The organism is Pleomorphomonas diazotrophica, assembly GCF_002844595.1.
In the GTDB taxonomy this organism is placed as follows: domain Bacteria; phylum Pseudomonadota; class Alphaproteobacteria; order Rhizobiales; family Pleomorphomonadaceae; genus Pleomorphomonas; species Pleomorphomonas diazotrophica.
This window is the reverse complement of sequence record NZ_PJNW01000004.1, coordinates 20496-36640: the sequence shown is the minus strand read 5'-3', so window position 1 is coordinate 36640 and position 16145 is coordinate 20496. Positions and strand designations below refer to the sequence as shown.

Below are 16145 nucleotides of genomic sequence, written 5' to 3'. Positions count from 1 at the left end.
ATGATCGAAGGGCGCTCCAAGGCCTTCTGGTTCCTGGCCATCTTCTTCGGCCTCTATGTGCTGTTCCTCTACGGACCGATGATCGCCATCTACATCCTGTCCTTCCAGGGGCCGCAGGGCGGCCTCACCTTCCCGATGAACGGCGTGTCGCTCACCTGGTTCGCCAAGCTCTGGCAGGGCAACGGCATCATCGACATCGGCACCGCCTTCAGCCGTTCGCTCGGCCTCGGCGTGACGGTTATGGTGCTGACGGTGGTGATCTCGGTCTCCGCCGGCATGGCCTTCCGCCGCCGCTTCGCCGGCCAGGCGCTGCTCTTTTACGTGGCGATCGCCAGCCTGATCGTGCCGTCGCTGATCACCTCGCTCGGCATCGCCTTGGAGTTCCGCCTGCTCGACGACTACATCATCAACCACTTCGGCAGTTGGGGCATGCAGGACATCGCCGACAACTGGGAAACGGCCATGGGGCTCTACACCTCCGGCCTCGGCGCCCACCTCACCTGGACGCTGCCCTTCGGCCTCCTCATCATGTTCGCCATCTTCAACCGCTTCGACCCGCGCCTCGAGGAGGCGGCCCGCGACCTCGGCGCCACGCCCTGGCAGACCTTCCGCCACGTGGTGCTGCCGATCATCGCCCCGTCGGTGGTGGGCATCGGCCTGTTCGGCTTCACGCTGAGCTGGGACGAGCTCGCCCGCTCCAGCCAGGCGATCGGCCCGGTCAACACGCTGCCCCTCGATCTCCAGGGCCTCACCACCACCGTCACCCAGCCCGACATCTACGCGCTCGGCACGGTGATCTCCGTCGTTTCCTTCACGGTCATCTTCCTGGCCGTGCTGATGATCCGCATCCTTCAGCGCCGGCAGGCAGCCCAAGGCTCGGACGCCGGACAGGGCATGGTGTGAGCCGATGCGCATCCACGTGGTCAACCCCAACACCACCGAGGCGATGACCGAGAAGATCGCCGCCGCCGCCCGCGCGGTGGCCGCCGCCGGCACCAGGATCATCCAGGGTCAATCGGCCATGGGCCCGGCCTCCATCGAGGGCTACTACGACGAGGCGCTGGCCCTGCCCGGTCTGCTCCAGGCCATCCGCGTCGCCGATGCCGATGGCGCCGACGGCCACGTCATCGCCTGCTTCGACGACACCGGCCTCGACGCCGCCCGCGCCGTCGCCAAGGCGCCGGTCGTCGGCATCGGCGAGGCGGCTTTTCACGTGGCGACGCTGGTGGCCGACCGCTTCTCGGTGGTGACGACGCTGTCGCTGTCCATCCGGCCGATCGAGCACAACCTCTCCCGCTACGGCCTCGGAAGCCGCTGCGCCCGCGTGCGTGCCGCCGACGTGCCGGTACTGGCCCTCGAGGAGCGCAATCCGGCCGCCTGCGACAGGATCTCCCGGGAGATCGAGGCGGCCATCGCCGAGGACGGCACTGACGCCATCGTGCTCGGCTGCGCCGGCATGGCCGACCTTGCCGCCGAACTGTCAGCCCAGCACGGCCTGCCGGTCATCGACGGCGTCGCCGCCGCCGTCGGCCTCATGGAAACCCTGATCCGCCTCGGCCACCGCACCTCCCGCCTCGGCGCCTGGCGCCCCTCCCCGCCCAAGCCTTATGCTGGCCTGCTCGCAGGGTTTGCGTTGGGGTAGGCAAATCGGGCAAAAGTGTTTTGCGGTTTTGCGTGAAAACAAAGAGCTAGGTGACGCTCCACTCTAGGTCAAACTACATAATCCGACCCGACAGCACTCTCGTATAGCTCCTTAACCGAGCTTGCGGATCCGATGGCCTTCCTTGTCTTCTCTTCCATTAGGTCCAGTACGCGGAACTTGTCACCAATCTTGGCCACGGCCTCGATCCTTCGATAATGGCTCCCATATTTAGCAGCGTATTGCGCTAACCCTCGGAGTTTCGGAACCGCGTCGTTTAACTGAATACCATGAGGATCAACAATATCGGCAACCACAGTTCCGTCACTCTGCTGGGAGAAGAAGACGAAGTCAGGCCGCAAGATCTTCGATTCCGCGCCATCGCTATAGATGATTCCAAGCGAGTCCTGGCTGGCTCGCGATGGGTTGCGATACCACGCGACCGTGCCCGGCCGGTCGAGCTCCGCCCTTATCACTTCATCTTCCCAAGAGTTGAAACAGTCTGGGAAGAGTCCTTCTTCGTTACAAAGCAGGTGCTTAGCAAATGTTTGAAGAGGCTTTTCAACGCCGTTTGCCTCTCGGATCGTTGAAGTTTGCATCCACGACGTCGGACGAGCGATGTTCACCTCCATTGGATTGGCGCTCATTTCCTTGATCTGCCGATAGACATCCTGGCGTTCGTCCGTGAGCCCCTTTATCTCGACCCGAAATCGCGTGAGCCAATGATTGGAGAGCTTTTCGGCCTCGGCATCAAGCGTTTCTCGAGCCTGTGGAACCAAGCCCAAGGCCGCAATGCTCACGTGAGCCTCCTTCAGGGCTTCCTCCATGTCATGCTGGTCCCCGACATTGCGCGCCAAGTGCTTGCTATATGACGTCGCGAGATCCGGGCTAATCGCTCGACCGGCGCGCCGATAGGCATCTTCTATTACAACGTAGTCCGCTTCTTCGAGGAAGTCGTCGAAGGACATGGCCTCGCCCTTCAGATCGGCTTTCAGACTCGTGCCCTCAACTGTAAGCACGGAACTACGGGCAACCTTGATCTCGGCCTTGTAGCGGGCACATATGCCGTCCAGAACCTTGTGCATCTCGGCGTGAGCCAGCTTCCCTGCATCGACAAGCAAATCATCCGCCGCCAGCTCGTGTGCTAGCGATGTCAGTCGCTTGACCGGGCGCACATGTCGCTTGGGCAGCGTCTGTGACGGCAGCGAAAGCAGCTTGTCCCAGATCACCTCTGGGATGGCGGGGTTCGGCCTCAACTCAACGGGGTTGATTAGAACTCGGCGACCGGGAAGAGCGTCGCCACCGTCGCCTCCAGACTTCAATGCCTTGGCGACATCCTTGACAGAGTTCTCGTCAAAGAACGGCAGCAAGCAGTCCACCGAGTTCAGCCGATCATTGCCGGGAATACGCCGTGCTAATGGGGTCCGCACCATACGACCAAGAAGCTGCGTAATGTGCGTCTTGTCTAGGGCCGGACGGAACGAAACCATAACTTCGGCCCGCGGGCAGTCCCATCCTGTACTGATGGCATCCTTGGCAATCAAAACCCTTACCCAAGATGTATCTTGCACCCTTTCTGGCGAGATATAGGGCACGCTGTGATGTCCAAAGGTCTGGGCCGAGTGTTCGCCGAACACATGCGCCACCGCATCCTCTGGCAAGTCCGGCCACTGGGTGAAGATCGTGTCTAGCGCCTTACCGATCTCATTGTGATCCGGCGCATTGGGCACCTGCAACACCATCAGTGGCAGCACCACACCGGCATCGGTCTGCTGCGCTCCATACGCAGCCCAGGCTGCCGAGATTTCCTTCAGCTTGTCGGTGCCACGGCGCACCAGCACTGTGTCGAACTGCCCCACTTCCTTTGGTACGTCGAGATTGATCGTGTCCTTCAAGAGACCGGACGCCTGCACCTTGCCCGAATCCACAATGACGTTAGGCAGGGTCGCGCGCCCCTGCATGTCGGCCATCGCCACGTTAAACCGCTCAACCGTGGCCGAGATGCCCCAGACGACAGGGATGCCTGGCACGGAACCCGATCCGTTGATCAGACGCTTGACAATAGTTGTCTTTTCACCTGCGCCGGTTGCTGCGCGCATCCCGCGATGCGCCTCGTCGAGAACGAGATAGAGCGTCAGGGCCGGGTCATCGATCGTGTTCTGGATCGTGTCCCATATCGTCCAGGACCGACTGTCCGGCATCGGCAGCGGCGGCGCATTCGTGTCGGCCTCCTCATCCGGTTCTCGCCCGCGCACGAGCAGGCTCGACTTGCTCAGCTTCTGCGTGTTCAGGAAATAAACCTTTCCAGGCTCGAGCGCTTCGCGTTGAAAGGTGCTCTGAACAACCACCAGGTCCGAGATCGACAGTCGGTCCGACGCCTGAAGCAGGCGGTATCGAGACTGTTCATTCAGCGAAGGATCGTCGCTGAACCAGATCACGACCGCACCCGGATCAGGCTCGATGTCATAGTTGTCATCGCCGTGGAACAGCGCTTCGAACACGGCCGCCGCCATAACGGTTTTACCCGCGCCCGTTGTCGCCGTCAGCGAAAAGGCGTGCTTGTCACCGTCCTCGCGCCAGCGCTTCGACGCCTTCTTGAGATTCACCAGAACCTTGCCAACGGCTTCTTCCTGATAGTCCTTGAGGGTAAACTTCATGGGTCAGCGGCCTATCGAAAAGCGGAAATTGGAGAGGTAAGACTCGTAGAGCCGCACGGGTTCGACGCCGCCCGGCAGAGCGCGAGCAACCGACTGGAAACGGCGGTCGTCGTCGGTCACCACATAGGCGACGCGTATACCGCCGTGCGCGGCGATAGTCGCGCAGAAGGTGCCTGCACGGTCCAGATCGACCAGCAGGCCATAGGTGTCAGCCACCTCCCACCCGTCGGCAGGCAGGTCATCGATCCGACGGCCCTCCGCCCCCGCCCGCATCCATAGAAGGGGCGCGATGCGCTGGAAGGCGAAGTTCGCACCGACCGCGACGTGGGATTCGTAGGTCAGGGTGAAAAACTCGGCGTTCTCATCGAACCCCTCGGCCATCGGGAACTCGTCGGTGAACTTGTAGTCGCCTTCGATTTCCTTGCCCTCCGGCGTTTTGCCTGTGATGGCTGCGGCGATCCGCGGCTTGGTGATGTAGTCGCAGATACCCCACTTCTCCCAGTCCGGGTCCCCCGGACGCAGACCCGCCTTGCGCAGGGTTGCCTGTTCGTCAGCTGCAACCTCATTGTTGGTGACCGAGATGCACTGCCGCCGCCCGCCATCCTGGCGGTTCAGTCGCATGACGGCATGTGCCGTGGTGCCGGAGCCGGAGAAGAAATCCAGAATGACGGCGTCGGTCTTTTCCTTCACGAAGAAGCGAAGTGCATCTTCGACGGCGTATAGCGACTTTGGAAACGGAAATCGCCGATCAGGCATCAACGTACGTAGAAGGCTCGTTCCGTGACTCCCTGCGTCATGTGATGTCATGTTCCAAATCGTTCTAGGCGCTGCAGATCGCGATCCGGTGGCGTATTTCAATTCGAGAGTGCCGTCTTCTGCTTTGCCGATAACTTGCAACCGACCATCTTCAATTGCAGAAAGCTGATTGAACGATAGATAATAGATGGGAACGGACAACTTCTTCAGATCAATTCTGCCAGTACGAACAGCACCCTTATCTATCAAGGCCCGTAGAGTTTCCGGGACCACTGACCAGCTATACTCTTGACCGTTGGCTCGCGGCGGCCAAATCGCGACAGTACCCTCTGGGGCTTCTCCTGGCTCAGGCTCCTCGACCAAGACCGTATCTCCCACCGACTGAATCCCGCTTCCATCGGTTTTTACGTAAATCGGATACCACGAACCTGGATTATGCGCGCGGAGACCCTTTCGGCCTGTTCTAGCGAGCCCTCTCCATCGAACGTCCTCATCAAGTGCATAGTCGCGCTCGTTCAACATGTCGCGGTTTGAACGCGACAGGGCGATCCCTCCAAACTTGACAAAGAAGATGTATTCGTCCACCCGCGCAAACTCGTTTCCGCGCGCAGTGCCCTTCGGGTTGATTACGCTGCTCACCATCTGAATTTCGGCTTCGGGAAACGTCTGCTCCAGTAGAAGTCCAAGGCGAAGATACTCCTTCTCATCAATAGTGACGATCAAGATACTCCTTTTGGGATTGAGTAGCGCACTAACAACCTTTAGTCGTCGTTCCATGAACGCTAGCCATTTCGAATGGCGGTACAAGTCCTCTGACTCTACGTAATCGTTGTTGTATTTCCAGTCACGTGCCCCGGTGTTATAGGGCGGGTCGATATAGATAGCATCGATCTTGCCACGATGGGTGTAAGTCAGCGCTTCGAGCACATGGAAGTTCTCGCCGTTGATCACCGTGTGAAATGGTTTGTCTCCCCCTCGCTGGACTCGACCTGTGCTGACAAGTCCGGGGTAGATGTAGTCGCGGAACTCGGCCACCACGACCAGATCGGCAACCGCCACATCGGCCCTCTCGGGTACCTCGGCATCGATCAACGCGACCTGCGCCCTACGCTCCTCGCCTTCGCCGTCAAGCCGGATCACTCGCCATAGCCGCTGATCGCCGCGTTGGGTCGAGCCACGCGGCGGCAGGACACGCACCTTGTCACCTCTTCTGACATGTCTGCCCGGCAGTTCAACACTCTCCGGTCTGTGCCGTTCGAAGTTCAAACCAAAAGCCCGTCTCGACGCCAGCGCCTTGAACTCCCGTTCGAGCTCTTCCCCGAGCGCGGCATCCTTAGCCTTTGCCCGCGCGATCAGATCCGTCAAACGAGACACTCTTCAACCTCTTTCCCTGAGCCAAGATTGAGAAAGTTGCTGCTGTCGCAACCTCCGGTCAAGCTACATTCAGACCATCAATTCACCCACAATCTGGATATAGCTCGATTCTTGCCTCAGCGAACTCCGTGCCGCTCCACAGCTCAGGTTCGAGATGTCGGCGTTCTCACAAATGGTCTGGGACAATCGCAGGCGAAGGTATATCTATCTGCAAATAATTGCTTTTTCGAACCCCGACCTGTGGCACAGATCGCCGTTCACACTCGTTGGCTCTTGAGCAGTTCGATAATGCCCACATGAAGTATGACCTCACTCCAGAGCGCGAAGTATCTCGGCGGTCCCCGGCATCCGCGCAAGACTTGCTTCCAGCCGCTCACGCCAGCGCGGGCCGCGGGAAAGCGCATCTTCATAGGCTTCGCGCAGATCGTCGGGACGGTCTTCAGCGAGCACTTCGATCAGAAATGCCGCTTGCCCGCGGTCCTTGCGGGATTTGGCCTGGTCGGGGCCGCCCTGGCGACGGTCGGCGACGATCAGCTTGTGGATCGCGAAGCGCTCGGGTCGCGGGATCTGCACCAGCACACCTGATCGATAAAGGGCGACCGCGGGGATGGGCTCGGCGATCAGAAAGTTCAGGTAGTTGAGGGCCTGCGCGCTCACGCCCAACGCCGGCAGCGGCTTGACGCTCTCGTCACCAAAGGCTGGCGTCAGAAACTCGACCATCGCCGTGCCCCGACTCTGCCTCCATTTCCACACCTGCCGATCCATCACCCCCGGTACCGGGTCGAACTTCAACGCCTGCAAGATGTCCCCTGGGTTCTCTTCGACCTCGTCGCCCAGAGCAACCGAAAGCTGCTCGAAACTCGCAAAGTCGATGTCGCCGGTCTGCGCCAACTCTTCGGAACCGAAGCGGACGCCCAAGTCACCCTGAAGGAGGGCATAGGCGGCCGTTCCGATGAGCGTACCGCCCAGGCGGAAGACCCCGGCACGGGCAAAGGCTAGTAGCAGTGAACCGGTGTCGCGATCGGTGCCGATGAACCCTTCTGCGCGCAACACGCGGGCGAGCCGGGCCATCGTGCTGCGACGCTCCTCCCCCGCCGCCTTCAACGCGGCAGCACGTTTCAGGCGTGCGCGCAGCTCGGCCGTACCCTCACCTAGATAGCGGCTCTTCATTTCCGAGCCGATGCGGAACTTGTCGTAAAGGTAGATACGCCCGTTGCGCGTCCGCTCCTCGATGCTGCCGATCAACTGGGACGCGGCCTCATCGAGATGCAGTCGCAGCAAATCTTGATAGGCAACCTGGGCGGCTCGGGAATGAGAGAGGATGGCCATCGGACAATCTCGGTTGTGTGCATCAAATATAAACGAGCTGCACACACGAGCAAGTGTGCAGCAAAAACATTTTTGATGCACACAACGCCTCTACAACTGCGGCGACTACCCTGCCGACCTTCTAAAGGCCACCGCACCTCCCGCCTCGGCACCTGGCGCCCCTCCCCGCCCAAACCCTATGCGGGGCTACTGGCGGGATTTGCGTTGGGGTAGCAAAGGTCGAGATAGGCGTTGGCCACGCGCTCGTTGATGTCGCGCGGTACCGGCACGACGCAGCTCGACGCGTCGACGCGGCGAAGTGCCACAGCTTCCAGGCAGCGGGCCTGCAGGGCGAAGCCGAGGTCCATGGATTCGATGGAGTTGCCGAGCGGACGGGCGCCGGCGAGGTTGACCATGTGCCCCTCGGCGAGGATGTGGATCACGCGGCCGTCCCTCAGCGTCAGGCTGGCGATGCCGTCGGAAAACACGTCGGTCGAGACGACCTCGGAGCTGCCGGTGATCGCCGTATTGTCGATTTCCGTCGGGAAGTGGCCGGCATTGGCCAGGATGACCTTGTCCTTGAGGAGCGGCATGTCCTCATCCCCCAGGATGCGGCCGCCGCCGGTGACGGTGACGATCAGGTCGGCACTGGCGATCGCCTCGTCGCGCGACGGCGTGTCGTAGCCGTCGAGATGGGCTTGCAGGCGCTTCAGCGGGTCGCGGTCGACGACGCTGACCTTGGCATGCGCCCCCTTGAAGTTCAGCGCCACGCCGCGCCCGCAGGCGCCGTAGCCGAACACGGTGACGCGCTGGCCGTTGGTCACCCGGTTGGTGATGCGCATGTAGGATTCGAGAACGCTCTGCCCCACCGCATGCTCGTTCTCGGCGAACTGCTTGATCGGGCTGTCGTTGATGACGAGGATCGGCAGCTTGAGCGACGACCGCAGCGGTTCGAGCCGCGCCCGGCCGGACGTCGTTTCCTCCGTGCCGCCGATGAGGTTGCCGGTCGGAGATTGCCGCCAGAGGTCGAACAGGTCACCGCCGTTGTCGAGCAGGATGTCCGGCTGGCTCGCCAGCACCTCCCTGAGGAAGCCCTGGTGCCTCTCGGGATCGCGCGTCGCCTCGCCGATGACGGTTATGCCGCACTCCCTGAGATAGGCGACGGCATCGGCCTGCGTGCTGTTGAGGTTGCCCGTCGCCACCACCTTGGCGCCGCCGTCCTTGAGCGTCATTAGCAGGGCGACGGTCTTGGGTTCGAGATGGATGCCGGTGCCGATGGTTATGCCGGCGAAGGGCTGCGTCTCACGAAATTCGGCGGCGATCTGCCTCAGAAGGCGGGTGTTCGCCCCCACCCAATCGATCCTGGTTGCCATGGCTGTCCCTCCGGGTTGGCTGCTTTCCTCTGCAAGTCAAACGTATGACTAGACCGAAACGCCGGCTTGAGTCAAACGTATGACGCGATCCATTCACAGGCAGGCCGTATCCGGGTATGTGTGAGCGGTGGAGCGGTCGAAGGGGAACACCGAGTGGCTGGGAATGACAGGACGACCCCGCTGGTGACGAGCCGGGACGTGGCGCGAGAAGCCAACGTGTCGCAATCGACGGTGTCGCTGGTCCTGAACGGCAAGGCCGAGGGGCGCGTTGCCCCGGCAACGCGCGAGCTCATCAAGGCGACCGCCGCCCGCCTCGGCTACCGGCCCAACGTATCCGCCCAGATGCTCAGGACCGGCGTCGGCAAGACGCTGGCCTTCGCCGTGCCCGACATCCAGCAGCCCTTTTTCGGCGAAGTGCTGGTGGCCGCCGAGGTGGCGGCCCGCGAACGCGGCTACTCGGTTCTCTTGGTCGACACCACCACCGACCCCCTCTGGAGCGAGCGGCTGGTCGGCATGATCCGCAGCCGGATGATCGCCGGCTGCATCACCTACACGCCCGATGCCGAGGCGGAAGCGAAGTTCGCCGACGTCGCCGACCGCGTGGTCATGGTCGAGAGCGAAACGCCCGGCCGTTCCGGTGTCGACCTCACCATCGCCTCGGCCATGAAATCGGTGGTCGGCCATCTCGCCGAGCTGGGGCATCGCCGGATCGGCCACTTCGCGGCGCTCTATCCCAAGCTGACCTTCCGCAGTCGCCGCGCTGCCTTCCTTGCGGAGATGGAACGTATCGGCCTTGCCAGCGATACCCGGTGGCATGCCGCCTCCACCTTCGAGGTCGAGGTCGCGACCGAAGCGGCGAAGGAGCTGATCGCCAGCGGCGTCACCGCCATCGCCTGCGACGACGACCTCCTGGCCGGCGCCGCCTATCGCGCAGCGCGTCAGCTCGGGCTTTCCATTCCCGGCGATCTCTCGGTGGTGGGCTTCAACGACGTCGAACTCGCCCGCCTGCTCCATCCCGAGCTGACGACGGTGCGCATACCTGCAGACAGGCTGGGACGCGAGGCCGTCGGGCGCCTTCTGGACAGGTTGGAGGGAAAGGCCGTCCGGCCCCATCCGACCCTGATCGACCTCAGCCTCATCGTCCGCCAGTCGACGGCGCGGCCAGGGCGTTAGCTCTGCGCCACCTTGGCGGTGAAGGTGGCGACGGACTGCTTCAGAACGCCCGCCTGCTCGACGAGTTCGTGGGAGATGGACGAGACGCGGCCGGCCGAGCCGGAGGTGCGCTTGCCCTCTTCCACCACCTCGCCGATGGCGGTGGCGATCTCCTCGGCCGAGCGCGACACGCCCATGGCCGAACCGGCGATGTCGGCAGTGGCCGCCGACTGCTGCTCGACGGCGGCCGAGATGGCCGTGCCGATGCGCGCCACTTCCTCGACCGTCTCGGTGATGCCGGAAATGTCGCTGACCGACTGCTGCGTCGCCTGCTGGATGGCGGCGATCTGGCTGGTGATCTCCTCGGTGGCCCGCGCCGTCTGCGAGGCCAGCGACTTCACCTCGCTTGCCACGACGGCAAAGCCCTTGCCCGCTTCGCCGGCTCGCGCCGCCTCGATGGTGGCGTTGAGCGCGAGCAGGTTGGTCTGGGCGGCGATGGAGGAAATCAGCTCCACCACCGAGCCGATCTTGTCGACGGCGTCGGAGAGGCCCTTCACCGACGCGGCGGTGCGGCGCGCACCATCCACCGCCCTGGAAGAAACGGCGAGCGAGGCCTCGGCCTGGCGGCCGATCTCGCCGATCGAGGCGTGCAGCTCCTCGGTGGCGGCGGCGGTGGTGGCGATGCCCTCGCCGGTCGTCTGCTGGGAATCGCGGATGCTGTCGCAGCGGGCGGTCACCGAGGCCGCCTGGGTTTGCAGTTCGCCCGAGCTGGCGCCGAGGTCGGAGGTCATCCTGGCGAACTTGCCAAGCATGGAGTTGATGGACGTATCGAACTCGGCGATCGCTGCCTGCACCCGGTCTTGGCGGTCGGAGATCTGCTGGATCAGCGTCTCGCCATAGACGGACACGGCGATGTCCATGTCCAGCATCGCCGCCTTGGTGATGGCCGCGATCATCCGCGCCGCCTTGGCGCCCGACAGGCGGGCATGCTTGCCCATGATGGTCGAGACCTGCTGCAACACGTTGTTGTAGCCGGCGATGTACCAGTGCGGCTCAAGCCCGATGCGCACATGGGCAAGGCCGACGCGCCGCACGCTCTCGAAGTAGTCCTTTTCGAAGCGCGCCGAGAAGAGCTGCTTCCAGTGGTCGTATTGCGCCGTCTTGAGGTGGTCGACGCGCCCCCGCACCAAGGCGGCCAGCTTCGGCTCCTGCCCCCATCGACTGTAGAAGGCGGCGAAGATGGTTTCTATGTGCGGATCGAGGATCAGCCAGGCGGCACGAATATCCTCGCTGGCCGCCGCGTCGATGCCATAGGCCTTCGTGTGCCCGCTAAAATCGTCCCAAGCCGCCATGCCGCCCTCCAGAGGACAGAAACGGATTCACCAAGAATCTCTAACTTCGGACACTATTTATGCGAGTGGTTTACAAAGCCTGAACGGGAACAACGGGCGTTTAACATTTGAACGCTCGGCGGTGCCGGGGACCGGCCGAGCGCGCTTTTCAATGAGACGTCTAGCTCACGGATGCTCGACCGGTTTCTCAAGCCCCTGCACTGGCCGCGTCGGAAGTCGCCGGATCGAGACGCGTGTCGAGTGCCACGTCTTCCCAGAGGGCCAGGTCCGCCAGGAGATGCTCTGCGTGAGAACGGATGGCATCGACGGCGTCGCGACCGAGCTGGAGCCGCAGCGGCGTGTTGTCCGCCTTCAGAGCCGCATCGATCGCCGCCGCAGCCTTGAGCGGATCGCCCTCCTGCGTTCCATCCATGCGGCGAGCGAAGTCGCGCGTGGCGCCAACCACCTGGTCATAGGCGGGAATGATCGGCATGTGCTTCATCGCCTCTCCCGCGAGCCTGGTACGGAAAGCGCCGGGCTCGACGATCAGCACCTTCACCCCGAACGGCGCCATCTCGCCGGCAAGGGCTTCGGAAAAACCTTCCAGGGCGAACTTGCTGGCCGAATAGGCGCTGAAGCCGGGGTAGGAGAGCTGTCCGCCCAGGCTCGAGATATTGACGATCGCGCCGCCGCCCTGTGCGCGAAACTGGGCAAGCGCAGCCTTTGTCACCCCGACCGCGCCAAAGAAGTTGGTCTCCATCTGCGCGCGCAACTCCCGCTCCGGGGTCTCCTCGGCGGCACCGACAATGCCGTAGCCCGCGTTGTTGATCAGCACGTCGATCCGGCCGAAGCGGGCGATGGCCGCCTTGATCGCCTCTTCGGCTTCGCCTGGCCGCGTAACGTCCAACCGATGGACGAGGACGCGCTCGGGGGCGAGCGCGGCAATGGCGGAAAGCCGCGATGGATCGCGCGCGGTCGCCACCACGTTGTAGCCCGCCGCGACGGCATGGTGGGCAAATGCTTGCCCGAAACCACTCGATGCTCCCGTAATGAACCAAGTTTGCCGGGTCATGGCCGATCTCCTCATTCGGACGCCGTCTCGCGTCGGTGAGATAGAAGTGGGCCGCTTTTCGTTGATTGATAATTGAGTTCAATTAGCATGATCCATGCGATAGAATCGCATTATGGATCGCGACATTCTCCAGCATCTGCCCGTCGTTGCCGCCGTTGCGCGGCGGCGCAGCTTTGCGGCGGCTGCTGCCGAACTCGGCCTGGGCGCGTCGGCGGTCAGTCATGCGGTGCGCCTGGTCGAGGATCGTCTGCGAACGCCGCTGTTTGCCCGGACGACGCGCAGCGTGTCGCTGACCGAGGCGGGCGAAGCGTTTCTCGCCAGGGCGCTGCCTGCCCTCGAAGCGATCCACGACGCCGCCGAGGCGACCCTGGCCATGAAAGGCAGAGTGACCGGCCTGTTGCGGATCAACTCGCCCCGCGTGGCCCTGCCCATGCTGCTGATCGATCTGCTTGCCGACATGGCAGGATTGCATCCCGATCTGACGGTCGAGGTGACCACCGAGGATGCGCTGATCGACATCGTCGCCGGGGGCTACGATGCCGGCATACGGCTGGGCGAGATGATCGCCGAGGACATGGTCGCGGTTCGCCTCACGCCACCGTTCAAGGCCATCATGGTGGCCTCGCCCGCATACCTCGCCAAGGCCGCTGGGATCGACACGGTCGATGATCTAGGAGCGCATAATTGCATCGGATTCCGCCAGGCCAGCACCGGCGGAACCTATGCTTGGGAGGTGCTGGACAAAGGCGAGGACAGGGCGATCGTCACACGCGGCACGGCACGTGTCACCGATCCGCTGATGGCGCTCGACCTCGCTCTCGCCGGTGTAGGTATCGCCTATGTCTTCGAGCCGCTTGCGCGCCGCCACATCGCCTCGGGCGCTCTCCGGTGGCTCCTGCCCGACAGCGCAATCGAGGAGCCGGGCCTGTTTCTCTATTTCCCGCGGCGCGCCAGCGAAGCTCCCAAGCTGCGCGCCTTCATCGACGCGGCAAGACGGCGCGCTCCATCGTGGGCAACGCGCGGGAAAGGTGCGCCCTGACCGGCAACCGGGCAAGCATGACATGTCATGCCCGTTCTCTGGCCCGTTCTCTGGAACAAGGGCGGCGAAGGCGATAGGCTCGGGGCGATAGGAACGGCAGACACCCGCCGGAAGGAACTCAACCATGTCGCCCCTCGCCGGCATCCTCTACCCGCCCGAAACGGACATCGACGGGCTGCTCGCCACCGTCGCGCGCCATCTCGCCGAAAGGGGCGTGCGGGTCGGCGGCGTCACGCAGTTGCGCGATCCTCAAAAGGGCCTGTCGGTCGTCGACCTCGGCCGGGGCACCATCCGGGCGATCACCCAGAATCTCGGGCCGCTCTCCACCTCCTGCAAGCTCGACACCTCGGTCATGGCCGACGTCGCCGGCGACCTTGAACGGCAGGTCGACGCCGGCCTCGACCTTCTGATCCTCAGCCGCTTCGGCATAAGGGAGATCGAGGGCGGCGGCTTCCGCTCGCTGTTCGGCCGGGCCATGCTGGCCGACACGCCGCTGCTCGTCGGCGTCAGGACCGAGCACGCCGCCGCCTGGGCCGCCTTCCACGGCGGCCTCGGCACCGATCTGCCGCCGAACGAAGCGGCAGTTTTGGCTTGGGCCGAAGCCATTCCAGCAACAGCGGGAACCGGTTTTGTGTCCGGAACTGCGTCCAGTTGAACCCTTCCGGGCAAGGCGGTCGCCCGGAGGTCAGGCGGCAACCGAGTTGGCGAGATACTCCTCGACGATGCCGCCGAAATCCTTGATGCCCCGCTCGACCGTCTGGGCGGTGACGTTGACCTGATTGGCGACGGCGACCGTCTCCGCCGAGGCAGCCTCCACGGTTGCCACCTCGCCGGCCACCATGGCGGTGCCCTCGGCGGCGGTTGCGATGGAGCGGCTGATTTCGTCGGTCGCCAGCGACTGCTGCGTCACCGCCGCGTCGATGGCATCGGAAAGGGCCTTCACCGAGGCGATCTTGTGGGTGATGCCCTGGATCGCATCGACGGCCGCCCGCGTGCTGGCCTGGATCTGCGACACCTGGGAGGCGATGTCGTCGGTGGCCTTGGCGGTCTGCCCCGCGAGGTCCTTCACCTCGGAGGCCACCACGGCAAAGCCCTTGCCCGCTTCGCCCGCACGGGCGGCTTCAATGGTGGCGTTGAGCGCCAGAAGGTTGGTCTGTGCGGCAATGCCGCGGATCAGGTCGACGACGGCGCCGATGCGGTCGGCGGCGTCGCTGAGCGCGCCGATCTGCCCCGACGAGGAAACCGCATCGGCATCCACCTCGGCGACGGCCTGGGTCGACCGGCGGATCTGCTCGCCGATCTCCTGGATCGAGCTCGACAGCTCCTCCGCCGCCGCGGCGACCGACCGCACGTTCGAGGATGCCGAGCTGGACTTGTCGCGCATGGCCTCGGCCCGTTGGCGGGTATCGCTGGACGTCGCCGAAAGCCCCTCCGCCGTCGCCTTCAGGGCAGTCATCTGTTCATCGACGGCTCCCTGCATGCGGGTCGCGGCGTCGCGGAATGCATCCGACAAGGCGCTCAGGCGCTGCTCGCGGTTGCGATGCTGCTCGAAACTCTGCCGCTGTTCGTCCTCCAGGCGAAGCCGCTCCTGGACGCCGAGACGCAGCACCTCCACCGCCGAGGCAATCTGGCCGATTTCGTCGGTACGGTTGCGAAACGCCACGTCGAGGTCGGTGCGGCCATCCGCCAGCGCGCCGATGGACTGCCTGAGGAGGCCCAGCGGTCGCGTGACGACACGGCCGATGAAGACCAGGACGATGACGATCATGGCAACGGCCCCGCCCAGGAGGGACGCCGAGATCTGTCCGGTCAGCGCGTTGATGTAGTGCGACAGGGTGTCGGTCCGCCAGGCAATGGCGAGTTGTCCCATCGGCTTGCCGGCCTTGTCCGCGCCGACCGGCATCACGATCATCACGGCGCCATCGATGACGCGGGACGTCCCGGCGGTCGGGCTGGCTGCCAGCATCTCCGCCGCCTGGGCGTCGAAATAGGCGGCATTGGCGTTGGCGGCGGCGTAGTCGGAAATCAGCGTACCGTCGGCGGCCAGCACGCGCACGCTCAGGATGGGCGGCGTCGGCGCCTTGATGAACTCGGCGTAGGCCTCGGCGATGACGTCCTTCTTCTTCCACTTGACGCCGCCTTCCGCCGCCGCCGCGATCAGTTGCGTCATTTGCAGACGGGCGGCGGTGAACTCGTCGCCGATGATCGCGGTGGTGCTCCGCAGCGACACCAGCGCCGTGGCGGCGATGACCAGCAGGATCACGGCGGTAAGAATGGCGGCGATCTTGGCCTTGAGCGAAAGATTGAGAAGCGCTTGCGGCATGGTCGTCTCCGCGACAGGGAACTGGATCTGGGCGCCGGAACCGAGGCGCGCGCCGACAGACGCGGCCTGTCGCGGGGCCGCGTCTCGCCGATGCTGATTTGACGTCTCGACCTTACAGGCT

12 protein-coding genes are annotated in these 16145 nt (G+C 63.7%); 5 read left to right on the top strand and 7 right to left on the bottom strand.

Annotated features, from left to right (window positions below; all coding sequences use genetic code 11):
- Entirely contained in the window at positions 1 to 903 is a 903-nt protein-coding gene (locus CXZ10_RS07510) for an ABC transporter permease (protein ID WP_101288537.1), read from the top strand.
- Between the two features lie 4 nt (positions 904 to 907).
- Positions 908 to 1642, top strand: coding sequence for an aspartate/glutamate racemase family protein (locus CXZ10_RS07505; protein ID WP_101288536.1), 735 nt, complete (start codon positions 908 to 910; stop codon positions 1640 to 1642).
- A 68-nt stretch (positions 1643 to 1710) separates the two neighbouring features.
- Here the strand turns inward: CXZ10_RS07505 and CXZ10_RS07500 are convergent, their stop codons facing one another.
- The 4 genes from CXZ10_RS07500 to CXZ10_RS07485 all read right to left on the bottom strand — a co-directional run bounded on the left by CXZ10_RS07500 (position 1711) and on the right by CXZ10_RS07485 (position 9107).
- Positions 1711 to 4296: a DEAD/DEAH box helicase gene (locus CXZ10_RS07500; RefSeq protein ID WP_101288535.1), complete on the bottom strand. Its 2586-nt coding sequence runs from the start codon at positions 4294 to 4296 to the stop codon at positions 1711 to 1713.
- A gap of 3 nt (positions 4297 to 4299) precedes the next feature.
- Positions 4300 to 6417: a site-specific DNA-methyltransferase gene (locus tag CXZ10_RS07495; RefSeq protein ID WP_210199872.1), complete on the bottom strand. Its 2118-nt coding sequence runs from the start codon at positions 6415 to 6417 to the stop codon at positions 4300 to 4302.
- A gap of 318 nt (positions 6418 to 6735) precedes the next feature.
- Positions 6736 to 7755 carry a nucleotidyltransferase family protein gene (locus CXZ10_RS07490; protein ID WP_101288533.1) on the bottom strand — a complete coding sequence of 340 codons (1020 nt, stop codon included), beginning with the start codon at positions 7753 to 7755 and terminating at the stop codon, positions 6736 to 6738.
- 176 nt (positions 7756 to 7931) lie between these two features.
- Positions 7932 to 9107, bottom strand: coding sequence for an adenosylhomocysteinase (locus CXZ10_RS07485; RefSeq protein ID WP_101288532.1), 1176 nt, complete (start codon positions 9105 to 9107; stop codon positions 7932 to 7934).
- A gap of 183 nt (positions 9108 to 9290) precedes the next feature.
- Here CXZ10_RS07485 and CXZ10_RS07480 point away from each other — a divergent pair, with 183 nt between their 5' ends.
- On the top strand, positions 9291 to 10280 hold the full coding sequence (locus tag CXZ10_RS07480; RefSeq protein WP_210199871.1) for a LacI family DNA-binding transcriptional regulator: 990 nt from the start codon (positions 9291 to 9293) through the stop codon (positions 10278 to 10280).
- On the opposite strand, the gene CXZ10_RS07475 is transcribed toward CXZ10_RS07480, so the two are convergent.
- Positions 10277 to 11611 carry a globin-coupled sensor protein gene (locus tag CXZ10_RS07475; protein ID WP_101288530.1) on the bottom strand — a complete coding sequence of 445 codons (1335 nt, stop codon included), beginning with the start codon at positions 11609 to 11611 and terminating at the stop codon, positions 10277 to 10279. The two genes, CXZ10_RS07480 and CXZ10_RS07475, sit on opposite strands and share 4 nt — an antisense overlap.
- 187 nt (positions 11612 to 11798) lie before the next feature.
- On the bottom strand, positions 11799 to 12662 hold the full coding sequence (locus tag CXZ10_RS07470; protein ID WP_101288529.1) for an oxidoreductase: 864 nt from the start codon (positions 12660 to 12662) through the stop codon (positions 11799 to 11801).
- Between the two features lie 112 nt (positions 12663 to 12774).
- On the opposite strand from CXZ10_RS07470, the gene CXZ10_RS07465 reads away from it, so the two are divergent.
- Together CXZ10_RS07465 and CXZ10_RS07460 are read left to right on the top strand one after the other, a co-directional pair.
- Entirely contained in the window at positions 12775 to 13701 is a 927-nt protein-coding gene (locus tag CXZ10_RS07465) for a LysR substrate-binding domain-containing protein (protein WP_101288528.1), read from the top strand.
- A gap of 124 nt (positions 13702 to 13825) precedes the next feature.
- Complete coding sequence (locus tag CXZ10_RS07460) at positions 13826 to 14356, top strand: DUF2478 domain-containing protein (RefSeq protein WP_101288527.1); 531 nt, start codon at positions 13826 to 13828, stop codon at positions 14354 to 14356.
- A gap of 30 nt (positions 14357 to 14386) precedes the next feature.
- Here CXZ10_RS07460 and CXZ10_RS07455 read toward each other — a convergent pair whose 3' ends face one another.
- Entirely contained in the window at positions 14387 to 16024 is a 1638-nt protein-coding gene (locus CXZ10_RS07455; RefSeq protein WP_101288526.1) for a methyl-accepting chemotaxis protein, read from the bottom strand.
- Positions 16025 to 16145: the final 121 nt, after the last annotated feature.